9 protein-coding genes are annotated in these 11,941 nt (G+C 71.7%); 2 read left to right on the top strand and 7 right to left on the bottom strand.

Features of this window, described 5'->3' with window-relative positions; genetic code table 11:
* Window positions 1–4: 4 nt before the first annotated feature.
* The gene (gene oxc / locus ACFWBT_RS04390; RefSeq protein ID WP_385695731.1) at window positions 5–1,753 is read right to left on the bottom strand and encodes an oxalyl-CoA decarboxylase; all 1,749 of its coding nucleotides are present in this window, start codon (window positions 1,751–1,753) and stop codon (window positions 5–7) included.
* A gap of 295 nt (window positions 1,754–2,048) precedes the next feature.
* On the opposite strand from oxc, the gene ACFWBT_RS04385 reads away from it, so the two are divergent.
* Complete coding sequence (locus ACFWBT_RS04385; protein ID WP_385695728.1) at window positions 2,049–3,638, top strand: FadD7 family fatty acid--CoA ligase; 1,590 nt, start codon at window positions 2,049–2,051, stop codon at window positions 3,636–3,638.
* 29 nt (window positions 3,639–3,667) lie between these two features.
* Here ACFWBT_RS04385 and ACFWBT_RS04380 read toward each other — a convergent pair whose 3' ends face one another.
* The 5 genes from ACFWBT_RS04380 to ACFWBT_RS04360 form a co-directional block, all read right to left on the bottom strand.
* Complete coding sequence (locus ACFWBT_RS04380) at window positions 3,668–4,600, bottom strand: LysR family transcriptional regulator (RefSeq protein WP_385695726.1); 933 nt, start codon at window positions 4,598–4,600, stop codon at window positions 3,668–3,670.
* A 122-nt stretch (window positions 4,601–4,722) separates the two neighbouring features.
* A complete protein-coding gene (locus tag ACFWBT_RS04375) occupies window positions 4,723–4,905 on the bottom strand; it encodes a formate dehydrogenase subunit delta (protein ID WP_385695724.1) in 183 nt (60 codons plus the stop codon).
* 31 nt (window positions 4,906–4,936) lie between these two features.
* Window positions 4,937–7,807, bottom strand: coding sequence for a formate dehydrogenase subunit alpha (gene fdhF / locus ACFWBT_RS04370; RefSeq protein ID WP_385695721.1), 2,871 nt, complete (start codon window positions 7,805–7,807; stop codon window positions 4,937–4,939).
* Window positions 7,804–9,417: a formate dehydrogenase beta subunit gene (locus ACFWBT_RS04365; RefSeq protein ID WP_385695720.1), complete on the bottom strand. Its 1,614-nt coding sequence runs from the start codon at window positions 9,415–9,417 to the stop codon at window positions 7,804–7,806. The genes fdhF and ACFWBT_RS04365 overlap by 4 nt, the downstream gene beginning before the upstream one ends.
* Entirely contained in the window at window positions 9,414–9,893 is a 480-nt protein-coding gene (locus ACFWBT_RS04360) for an NAD(P)H-dependent oxidoreductase subunit E (RefSeq protein WP_385695718.1), read from the bottom strand. The genes ACFWBT_RS04365 and ACFWBT_RS04360 overlap by 4 nt, the downstream gene beginning before the upstream one ends.
* A gap of 416 nt (window positions 9,894–10,309) precedes the next feature.
* On the opposite strand from ACFWBT_RS04360, the gene ACFWBT_RS04355 reads away from it, so the two are divergent.
* Window positions 10,310–10,999 (top strand): GntR family transcriptional regulator, encoded by a 690-nt coding sequence (locus ACFWBT_RS04355; protein ID WP_385695715.1) that lies wholly within the window; start codon window positions 10,310–10,312, stop codon window positions 10,997–10,999.
* 66 nt (window positions 11,000–11,065) lie between these two features.
* On the opposite strand, the gene ACFWBT_RS04350 is transcribed toward ACFWBT_RS04355, so the two are convergent.
* Window positions 11,066–11,941 (bottom strand): acyl-CoA dehydrogenase family protein, encoded by an 876-nt coding sequence (locus ACFWBT_RS04350; protein ID WP_385695713.1) that lies wholly within the window; start codon window positions 11,939–11,941, stop codon window positions 11,066–11,068.

Raw genomic sequence — 11,941 nt, 5'->3', positions numbered from 1 at the left:
GAGTTCACTTCCTGGCCGGCGTGATGGAACCGCCGGTGATGCCCTTCGGGTTCAGGTGCGCGATGTGCCCGCTCTCGGTCCCCGCGGAGGGGTCGATCACGCAGTCGATGAGCGCCGGGCCGCCGGAGGCCAGCGCCTCGGTGAGGGCGGCGGTGACCTCGGCGGGCGTGGTCGCGCGGTAGCCCTTGCCGCCGAACGCCTCGATCATCCGGTCGTGGCGGGCCGCGAGCATCAGGGTGGTCGGCGAGGGCGCGTCACCGAGGGGATTGACGTCGTCGCCGCGGTAGACACCGCCGTTGTTCATGATGACCGTGACCACGGGCAGGTCGTAGCGGCAGATCGTCTCCAGCTCCATGCCGCTGAACCCGAAGGCGCTGTCGCCCTCGACGGCCACGACCGGGGCGCCGCTCTCGACGGCGGCGGCGATCGCGTAGCCCATGCCGATGCCCATGACGCCCCAGGTGCCGCTGTCGAGGCGATGCCGCGGCACCCGCATGTCGATCACGTTCCGCGCGATGTCCAGCGCGTTCGCGCCCTCGTTGACGATGTACGTCTCCGGGCGCTCGTGCACGACGTCACGCACCGCCTTCAGCGCACCCATGAACTGCATGGGATGCGGGTCGGCCTTGAGCCGCTCCGCCATCCTCGCCACGTTCTGCGCTGAACGCGCGGCCAGTTCCTCGCGCCAGGCGGCGGGCGCCGCGATCCGGCCGGGCTTGGCCCGTTCGGCGATCGCGTCGAGCACCGATTCGATGTCTCCGACGAGCGGGGCCGCGATGGGCTGGTTGCTGTCCATCTCCCTGGCCTCGATGTCCACCTGGATGAACCGGGCGTCGGGGTTCCACTGCGGTGCCTCTCCGTGGTTCAGCAGCCAGTTGAGGCGGGCGCCGACGAGCATCACGACGTCGGCCTTCTTCAGGGCCAGCGAACGGGCGGTGGCTGCCGACTGCGGGTGGTCGTCGGGCAGCAGGCCCTTGGCCATCGACATCGGTACGTAGGGGATGCCGGTGGACTCGACGAACTCGCGGACGCGGTCGTCGGCCTGCGCGTAGGCGGCGCCCTTGCCGAGCACCACCAATGGCCGTTCGGCGCCCGCGAGAAGCTCGATGGCGCGGTCGACGGCCTCGGGCCCCGGCAGCTGGCGCGGCGCGGGGTCGACGAGGCGGCTCAGAGTCTTCGCGCCCGCCTCCGCGTCCATGATGGAGCCGAGCACCGCGGCGGGGATGTCGAGATACACACCGCCGGGGCGCCCGGAGACCGCCGTGCGCAGCGCGCGGGCGATGCCCCGGCCGATGTCCTCCACACGGCTCACGCGGTAGGCGGCCTTGCAGAACGGCTGCGCGGCGGCGAGTTGGTCCATCTCCTCGTAGTCGCCCTGACTGAGGTCGACCAGGTGCCGTTCGCTGGAGCCGGAGATCTGGACCATGGGGAAGCAGTTGGTGGTGGCGTTCGCCAGCGCGACCAGCCCGTTCAGGAAACCGGGCGCGGACACGGTCAGGCAGATGCCGGGCTTCTTGGTGAGGTAGCCGGCCGCCGCCGCCGCGTGTCCCGCGTTGCTCTCGTGCCGGAAGCCGATGTAGCGGATGCCCCGCGCCTGCGCGAGGCGGGCCAGGTCGGTGATCGGAATGCCGACGACCCCGTAGATGGTGTCGACGTCGTTCATCCTCAGCGCGTCGACGACCAGGTGGTACCCGTCGGTGAGCTCGGTCACGTCGGCGTTCGCCGCGGTCTCCAGTGTCGAGGGGGCGGTCATGGTCCGAGGTCCTCCTTGGGCAGATCCTGCCGGTGCGGCTGCTTCTCCCACCATCCAGAGCCCGCTCGTCCGCGTCCAAGACCCATCGGCGACCAGCCGATAAACAGCGTCTATCGACGGCAGGTCCGGGCCTCGCGACTCCCTTGATAGACAGCTGCTATCGGCCGTTCGCCAGTACGTATTGGACGTGCGCGGGGCGGCGCCGCAGGCTCGCAGAGGACCGCTTCGCCGAAGCGGTGGACGGCCGTCTCGGGCGGTCGGCGCTTCATCGGACCTGGCGTGAGGAGGTGCGGTCATGGCCGTTCCGGCCGCGGGATCGGTGCGCGGCACCGACGGGTACCGACCCCCTGAAGTCACCGGACTCGCCGGTCTCCTGGACCGGCAGGTGCGTGAACGCCCGTACGCCCGGGCCCTGATCGTCACCGCCGACCGGGTGCATCTCTCGTACCGGGCCCTCGCCGCGCTGGCCGACGACGTGGCCGCGCGGCTGGGCGCCACCGGGCTGCGCCGGGGTGCCGCGATCGGGTTGATCGGCGCCAACACCGCTGAGTTCGTCGTCGCGCTACTGGGGGCGGCGCGGGCCGGTCTGGTGGTCGCGCCGCTGGACCCCGCGCTGCCGGGACCGGAACTGTCCGCCCGGCTCGACGCGCTCGGCGCACCGGCGGTCCTGGTCGGTCGGCCCGCGGCCGACGCCCCGCCGGTCGCACCCGTGGGGGTTCCCACCTGGCCCCTTCGCGTGGACGTCTCCCGGGCCGGGACGGCGGCGGTCGTCCTCGACACCGGCCCGCCGGCGCGTCAAGTACGGGGAGCGGCAGAGGAATTGACTCCGGGCGACGCCCTGGTCCTGTACACCGCCGGGACCACGGCCCGCGCCAGGATGGTCCCGCTCACACACGCGAACGTCGCCGCGTCCGTACGGGGCATCTGCGCCGGCTACACGCTCGGGCCCGGCGACGCGACGGTGGCGGTGATGCCGTTCTTCCACGGTCACGGGTTGCTCGCGGCGCTGCTGGCGTCCCTGGCCGGCGGGGGCTGCGTGCTGCTGCCCGCGGGCGGGCGGTTCTCCGCGCGGACGTTCCGGGACGACATGCGGGCCGCGGGCGCCACCTGGTTCACCGCGGTCCCGACCGTGCACGAGATCCTGCTCGACCGGGCGGAGTCCGAGCACCCGGTCCCGCACGGGCCGCCCCTGCGTTTCGTGCGCAGTTCCAGCGCCCCGCTGAACCCGGCCACACAGCGAGCCCTGGAGCGCGCGTTCGGCGCGCCGCTGCTCTCGGCGTACGGCATGACCGAGTCCACGCACCAGGCGACCAGTGAGCCGCTGCCCCAGCACGGCGTCCTCAAGCACGGGTCGGTCGGCCTGCCGACCGGGGTGGAGGTGCGGGTGGCCGACCGGAACGGGCGGTCGTGCCCGGTCGGCGTCCAGGGCGAGGTGTGGCTGCGCGGGCCCACGGTCGCCCGCGGCTATCTCGCCGAACCGGAGCGGACGGCGCGCGGTTTCGCGAGCGGCTGGCTGCGCACCGGCGATCTGGGGTCCCTGGACGCCGACGGCTATCTCTCCCTCACGGGACGGATCGACAACATCATCAACCGGGGCGGCGAGAAGGTCTCCCCCGAGCGGGTCGAGGACGTCCTCGCCGGCTGTCCCGGGGTCGCCGAGGCGGCCGTGTTCGCCGTACCCGATCCGGTGTACGGGCAGCGCGTCGGCGCCGCCGTGGCCGTCCGCGCGGGCGAGACCGTCGGACCGGAGGAGATCGTGCGGTACTGCCGCGACCGGCTGGCCGCCTACGAGGTGCCCGACCGGCTGGAGCTCGTCGCCGCGCTGCCGCACACCGCCAAGGGCGGTCTCGACCGGCTCGCGGTCGAGGCCCGGTACGTTCGCTGACCGCGGCGGCTCCCGCGTGGTCCGCCGGCTCAGCGCACGCGATGCTCGCTCGGCAGCGGCTGCCCGAAGAAGTCGTCCAGCGCCAGGCCCGTGGCCGCGTTGACGAAGGCCCGGGCCGCGACGGAGCCGGGTGTGGCCGCGTGGATCGCCACCGACACCTGGGCGCCCGCCTCCGGGTCGACCAGCGGCAGCGCGCGCGTCCGGCCGATCACCGGCATCGCGCGCAGCCAGGTGTGCGGCACGATGCTCGCCCAGTCGCCGCCGCCGACATGCGCGTAGAGCGCGGCGATGGAGTCCGTCTCCACCTGCGGTGTCACCACGAAGCCCTTGTCCGCGAAGACGCCGTCGATGATCTGGCGGATCCGCATGTCCGGGGTGAGCAGCGCGAGCGGCAGCTGCGCCGCGTCCGCCCATGTCATGGTGGTGGTCTGGGACATCAGCTGGTCGTCGGAGACCAGCAGCATGTATCTCTCCTGGTACAGGGGGACCACCTGAAGGCCCTCTTGGTCGCCCGGATCGAAGTGGGCGATGGCCACGTCCAGCTCGAAGTCGCGCAACTGGCGGTGGAGTTCCTTCGTCGACAACCGGGAGCGGACCTGCACCTTGGCCAGCGGGTGCGCCGCGCAGAACGCGGCCACGGGCATCGCCAGCGTCGTCGAGGCCGTCGGGTCCGTCCCGAGCCGGAGCGTCCCGGTGATACCCGACTGCACGGCGGCCACCTCGGCCTTGAACGCGTCCTGCTCGGCGAGGATCCGCTTGGCCCACACGACGAGCCGTTCGCCCTCGGGCGTGAGGCCCTGGTAGTTGTGCCCGCGGTTGATGAGGGTGACGTTCAACTCCCGCTCCAGCTTGGCGATCGCCGCCGAGAGCGCGGGCTGCGAGACGTAGCAGGACTCCGCGGCCCGCGCGAAGTGCCGCTCCCTGGCCACCGCCACGAAGTACTCGAGCTGCCGGAACAGCATGAACGGCTCCTCTCTCGCTCGCGCCGCCCACCGGCACCGCGGACGCACCGGCCGGCTGCCCCGTGATCATCCAGAGCCTACCGAGCCGGCCGTGTCCCGCCTCCCTTCGCGCACGGCCCCGCTCAGCGCAGGAGCCGTACGGCCGCGATCACCAGCGGGTGCAGCCCGTCGGCTCCGGCGTCGACGTGCGCGAGGAGCCGGGAGCGCATGCGGGGGTCCCAGAACCGGCCGATGTGACCCGCGATCGCCTCGGCGGCCGATTCCCCCGGCAGGTGCCCGAGATGCACGGCGATGTCGTTCGCCATCCGGCGTTCCGGCGGCACGCTCGCCGTCACCTCAGTCCACCGCCGTGAGTACGTCGTCCCCGGTCCGCTCCGGCTCTCCGTCCCGGGTCCGTTCCGACTCTCCGTCCCGGGCCCGCTCCGACACCTCGTCGCCGTGTCCGAGCGGATGGACGAGACCGACCTGTACGGCGGTCACCTTGTACTCGGGGCAGTTGGTCGCCCAGTCCGAGTTCTCGGTGGTCACCACGTTGGCGCCGGTCACGGGGTGGTGGAACGTGGTGTAGACGACGCCGGCCGGCATCCGGTCGGAGATCTCCGCCCGCAGCGTCGTCCGCCCGACCCGGCTGGCCAGTGTCACGAGCGCGCCGTCGGTGATGCCGCGCACCTCGGCGTCGTGCGGATGCAGCTCCAGGATGTCCTCGGGATGCCAGGCGACATTGCCGGTACGCCGGGTCTGCGCGCCCACGTTGTACTGGCTGAGGATGCGCCCGGTCGTGAGCACCAACGGGAAGCGCCGGGTGCTGCGTTCGTTGGTCGGCACATACGCGGTGACGACGAACCTTCCCTTGCCGCGCACGAATTCGTCCACATGCATCACGGGGGTCCCCTCGGGGGCCGAGGCGTTGCACGGCCACTGCACGCTGCCCAGCCTGTCGAGCACGTCGAAGGAGACACCGGTGAACGTCGGGGTGACGGAGGCGATCTCCTCCATGATCCGGCTCGGATGGTCGTACGCCATCGGGTAGCCCATGGCGGTGGCGATCTCGCACACGATCTGCCACTCGTGCTTGCCCGTCTTCGGCTTCATCACCGCGCGCACCCGGTTGATCCGGCGCTCGGCGTTGGTGAAGGTGCCGTCCTTCTCCAGGAAGGACGCGCCGGGCAGGAAGACGTGCGCGAACTTGGCCGTCTCGTTGAGGAACAGGTCCTGCACGACGACGAGTTCCATCGCTTCGAGCGCGGCGGTGACGTGCTGGAGGTTGGGGTCGGACTGCGCGATGTCCTCGCCGTGCACGAACAGACCGCGAAAGGTGCCGTCGATCGCGGCGTCGAACATGTTGGGGATGCGCAGGCCGGGCTCGGCGAGAAGTGTGCGGCCCCACAGGTTCTCGAACACCTCGCGCACGGCGTCGTCGGAGACATGCCGGTAGCCGGGCAGTTCGTGCGGGAAGGAACCCATGTCGCAGGAGCCCTGAACGTTGTTCTGGCCGCGCAGCGGGTTGACCCCGACACCGTCGCGGCCGATGTTGCCGCACGCCATGGCGAGGTTGGCCATTCCCATGACCATGGTCGAGCCCTGGCTGTGCTCGGTGACGCCGAGGCCGTAGTAGATGGCCCCGTTCGGTGCCTTCGCGTACAGCCGGGCGGCGGCCCGCAGTTGACCGGCGGGTACCCCGCTGATCTCCTCGGTGGCCTCCGGGCTGTTCTCGGGAAGGGCGACGAACTCCGCCCAGGCGTCGAACCCCTCGCACCTGCGGTCCACGAAGGACCGGTCGACCAGGCCCTCGGTGACGACCACGTGCGCCATGGCGTTGACCACGGCGACGTTGGTGCTGGGCCTGAGCTGGAGGTGGTGCGCGGCCTCGATGTGCGGTGAGCGCACCAGGTCGATGCGGCGCGGGTCGACGACGATCAACTCCGCTCCCTCGCGCAGGCGTCGCTTCATGCGCGAGGCGAACACCGGGTGCCCGTCGGTGGGGTTGGCCCCGATCACCATGATGACGTCGGCCTCCGCCACGGAACGGAAGTCCTGGGTGCCGGCCGACTCGCCGAAGGTCTGCTTGAGCCCGTATCCCGTCGGGGAGTGGCAGACGCGGGCGCAGGTGTCCACGTTGTTGTTGCCGAAGGCGGCGCGCACCATCTTCTGCACGACGTAGACCTCTTCGTTGGTGCACCGCGACGAGGAGATCGCACCGATCGAACTCGGTCCGTACCGGCTCTGGATGTCCCGCAGCCGCCGGGCGACCGTGCCGATCGCCTCGTCCCACTCGACCTCGCGCCAGGGATCGGTGATCCTGTCGCGGACCATGGGCCTGAGCATCCGGTCGGGGTGGGTGGCGTAGCCGAAGGCGAAACGGCCCTTCACACAGGAGTGGCCCTCGTTCGCGCCGCCGTCCTTGTGCGGCACCATCCGCACGAGTTCGTCGCCGCGCAGCTCGGCCTTGAAGGAGCAGCCGACCCCGCAGTAGGCGCAGGTGGTGACCACCGACCGGGTCGGCATGCCGAGTTCGACCACCGACTTCTCCTGGAGCGTGGAGGTCGGGCAGGCCTGGACGCAGGCCCCGCAGGAGACGCACTCGGAGTCCATGAACGACTCGGCGGCGCCGGGCGAGACCTTGGAGTCGAAGCCACGCCCCTCGATGGTCAGCGCGAACGTGCCCTGCACCTCGCCGCAGGCACGCACGCAACGGGAGCAGGCGATGCACTTGGAGGGGTCGAAGTCGAAGTAGGGGTTGGACGTGTCCTTCTCGGCGTCGAGGTGGTTCTCGCCCTCGTAGCCGTAGCGCACCTGCCGCAGGCCCACCACGCCCGCCATGTCCTGCAGTTCGCAGTCGCCGTTGGCCGGGCAGGTCAGACAGTCGAGCGGGTGGTCGGAGATGTACAGCTCCATGACGCCCTGGCGGAGCTTCTCCACCTTCGGCGTCTGGGTGCTCACCTTCATGCCGTCCGCCACCGGGGTGGTGCAGGAGGCCGGGGTGCCCCGCCTGCCGTCGATCTCCACCACGCACAGACGGCAGGAGCCGAACGGCTCCAGGCTGTCCGTGGCGCACAGTTTGGGTATGTCGACACCGGCCTGTGCCGCGGCGCGCAGCACGGACGTCCCCTCGGGCACGGTCACCGCCAGCCCGTCCACCTCGACCGACACCGTGGCCTCGCCGGGTCGTTCCGGAGTTCCGAAGTCGGGTTCCTTGAGCAGTGTCATGCCGTGCCCTCCGTCCTCGCGCCGCTGGGCTGCCGGGAGTCGACCTCCCGGCCCGGTCCGCGGGCGAGGAAGTCGTCGGGAAAGTGGGTGAGGGCGCTCCGTACGGGCATCGGCGTCAGCCCGCCCATCGCGCACAGCGAGCCGTCGGTCATCAGGTCGCACAGATCTTCCAGCAGCGCCAGGTTCTCGTCCCGGTGCCGACCGGCCACGATCTTGTCGATCACCTCGATGCCGCGCACCGAACCGACCCTGCACGGCGTGCACTTGCCGCAGGACTCCGCGGCGCAGAACTCCATCGCGAAGCGGGCCTGCGCGGCCATGTCGACGGTGTCGTCGAAGACCACGACGCCGCCGTGGCCGACCATCGCGCCCGCCGCCGCGAAGGCCTCGTAGTCCATCGGCAGGTCGAACATCGATGTCGGGAGGTAGGCGCCGAGCGGCCCGCCGACCTGCACCGTGCGCACCGGGCGCCCGGAGAAGGTGCCGGCGCCGTAGTCCTCGACGAGTTCGCGCAGCGTGACGCCGAACGCGGTCTCGACGATGCCGCCGTGCGCGATGTTGCCGCCGAGCTGGAAGACCTGGGTGCCGCGTGAGCGGTCGACGCCGAGTTCCTGGTAGGCCTGCGCACCGGACGCCAGCACGACGGGGACCGTGGCGAGGGTGAGGACGTTGTTCACCACGGTCGGTCTGCCGAACAGGCCCTCGATCGCGGGGATCGGCGGCTTGGCGCGTACCGTGCCGCGTTTGCCCTCCAGGCTCTCCAGCATGGAGGTCTCCTCGCCGCAGATGTACGCCCCGGCGCCGACGCGGACGTGCAGGTCGAAGTCGAGCGTCGAGCCGAGGATGCCCCTGCCGAGCCAGCCGTGTTCGCGGGCGATGCCGATCGCGGCGCGCAGGGTGGCCACCGCGTCCGGGTACTCCGAGCGGATGTAGAGGTAGCCCTCGCTCGCGCCGACGGCGTGCGCGGCGATCGTCATGCCCTCGATGAGCATGAACGGGTCGCCCTCCATGACCATCCGGTCCGCGAAGGTGCCGCTGTCGCCCTCGTCCGCGTTGCAGCAGACGAACTTCAGCTCGTCCGCGCAGTCGAGCACCGTCTTCCATTTGACGCCGGCGGGGAATCCCGCGCCGCCCCGGCCGCGCAGTCCGGACGCGGTGACCTCGGCGACCACGTCGGCGGGCGGTCGCTTCAGCGCGGCGCGCAGTCCCGCGAGGCCGCCGTGCGCCAGGTAGTCGTCCGTGGACAGCGGGTCGGTGACCCCGACGCGGGCGAAGGTGACCCGGTTCTGGCGTGCCAGCCAGGGCAGTTCGTCCACGACGCCGAGCCGCAGGGGATGGTCGGCGCCGTCGAGCATGCCCGCCGCGAGCAGGTCGTCGACGTCGGACGGCGTCACGGGGCCGTATCCGACGCGGCCGTGCGGGGTCACCACCTCGACGAGGGGTTCCAGCCAGAGCATGCCGCGTGATCCGTTGCGTACGACGTCGAGGGCGAAGTCACCGCGGGTCGCCGCCTGCTGCAGGGCTTCCGCGATGTCGTCCGCGCCGACGGACCGGGCGGCCGAGTCCCGGGGAACGTAGACCGTGGCCACGGGGTGCGCTGTGTCGTTCACGACGAGACCGTCCCGTCGAGGATCGAGCCCAGCCGGGCCGGCCCGACACGTCCGTACAGCCGGCCGTTCACCTCGACCGCCGGGCCGAGGGCGCAGTTGCCGAGGCAGAAGACCTGCTCGACGGTCACGGCACCGTCCGCGGTCGTCTCCCCCGGCGTCAGCCCGGCCTCACGGACGTAGGTCACCAGACCGTCGGCGCCCAGGGCCTGGCAGGCCTCGGCCCGGCAGATGCGCACGGTGGTGCGTCCTGCCGGTTCGCGGCGGAAGTCGTGGTAGAAGGTCACCACTCCGTGGACGTCCGCCCGGGAGAGGTTGAACTCGTCGGCGAGCACCGGAATCGCCTCTTGCGGCACATGGCCCAACTCGGCCTGCACGGCGTGCAGTACGGGCAGCAGCGCACCGCGCTGATCCCGATGACCGGCCGCCACCCTCCGGACCACGCTCTCGACCGTCACGTCACTCGCGCTGGTCGTCATGATCGCTCCGCCTTCCGTCACGCGGGTCCCCGGCGATGCTCGGGGAGACTGAGACACTACCCCATACAGGCTTCTGTATACAGAACTCAATCGGGCTCAACCCTCTTCACGGAGGCGGGACTTGGCCGGGCCGGCGACCGGCGACGCGAGCACCCCGTACGGCTCCTCAAGCGCGGACGGACCCGGGTCCACCGCCGCCACCGGCCGCCGCACACACCTGCCACCTGCCACCTGCTCGAAGACGGCCGGAGGGCGACTCCGGTGATACCTCCGGCCGACCTGGATCACTCCCGAAGCGGCCACCATCCTGCATACGAAAACCTGTATGCTGACGCAGCCGTCGGCGACCCTCTCGGCGGCCACCACTCGGCAGAGCCGTCGGCCCCCCGCGGGCCCGGTGGCAGAACGGGGCTCCCATGCGTGAGGCACTCACGGCCGCCGCGTCCCGGCGCGTCACCCGCCCGGCGCCACTGCGGCAGGCCGTGTACGACGCCCTGACCGAGCTGATCGTCAGCGGCTCCCTCAAGCCCGGCCAGCACCTGGTCGAGGCGGAACTCGCCGAGCACCTCGGAGTCAGCCGCCAGCCCGTACGCGAAGCCCTGCAACGGCTCCAGACCGACGGCTGGGTCGACCTGCGCCCCGCCCAGGGCGCCTTCGTCCACTCCCCCAGCGAGCAGGAGGCCGCCCAACTCCTCGGTGTCCGCGCGGTCCTGGAGACCTACTCGGCCCAGCTCGCCGCCCAGCACGCGAAGCCCGAGGACGTGGAACGGCTCTGGGAGTTGCACCAGGAAGGCGTCGACGCCCTCGCCGCGAGCGATGTCGAGCGTCTGGTCGCGGCCAACACCGCCCTGCACGCCTTCATCACCTCCGTGGCCGACAACGCCGTACTGGCCGAACTGATCGCGGGCGTCAGCCAGAAGGTCCGCTGGTACTACACGCCGATCGCCCGGCCCCGCGGCAAGGAGGCCTGGAACGAGCACGCCCAGCTGATCAGGGCCATCGCCAAGGGTGACGCGGACCGTGCCGGCGAGGTCATGCGCAAGCACACCGAGCGCACCACGGGCTTCTACGGCAAGCAGCTCGCCGCCGGGGCCAACCAGGACTGACCGGACGGGCGTTCGCGCGGGACTCATCACGCCGCCCACCTGGTCACGCCGTCCGCCGGGCCGGCCTCACGTCGACGCGAGAGAGTCGACGGGACGGCGGCCGGGGCCAAGGGCGAGGTCCTGGTCACCGGGCCCCTTCTCATCAGGGCCGTCCGCACCGGGGCCCTTCCCATCGGGGCCCTTCTCACCGGAGCCCTCGGCGCCGGGGCCGAAGACGTCGGCGCCGACAGCCGCCCTCAGTTCCAGCAGCCATGGCCGCACGGTCCGCAGCAGCATGTCGAGCCCTCCGCCGTCCCGTCCGAGCATCGCGTCGGCGGGAAGCAGGACCGGATCGGCGCACACCGTGGAGGTCGCGCTGCCGCTGGGCCCTCCCCCGCCGGGCCTGGCCGGGACGAACAGGTCCGGGGCCTGCGCCGGAACCACCCACAGCGTCAGGCCGTCCGGCCCGGTGAGCGGCCGGGAGGACCAGAGGTAGCTGTCGGCCTCGCCCGCCGCCACCACCTGCCGCTTTCGACCCCGGAGGGCGACGACGTCGGCGAAGCGCGTGGCGACCGAGGACGGTATCCCGTACGGGACCTCCCTCTCCTGGTCGCCGGATCCCCCCTCGGACAGGGCGAGGCCGACGAGGTGCCGTCCGGCGGCGACCTCGCCGCGCACCCAGGAACCGCCGCAGGATTCGACGGCGGCGACCGCGGCGAAGTGGGACGCGAGCACGGCGGCGGTCGCGGGGCAGACGCGCGCTGTCCGCGCCACCACGTCGGCGGCCTCCGGCAGCCCGAGCCCTCCTCCGCCGAACTCCGGGGAGACAGTGAGCCCGAGCAGTCCGGCACGGCCGAGCGCGGTCACGGCCGAGCGGGGGAACCTGCCTTCCCGCGCGGCCACTTCGGCTGCGGGCGCGACGACTTCGGCCAGGACGACGGAGAGAGAACTCCGGTACGACAC

Source organism: Streptomyces sp. NPDC060027, from assembly GCF_042737005.1.
Lineage (GTDB): Bacteria > Actinomycetota > Actinomycetes > Streptomycetales > Streptomycetaceae > Streptomyces.
This window is presented reverse-complemented; position numbering and strand designations above follow the sequence as displayed.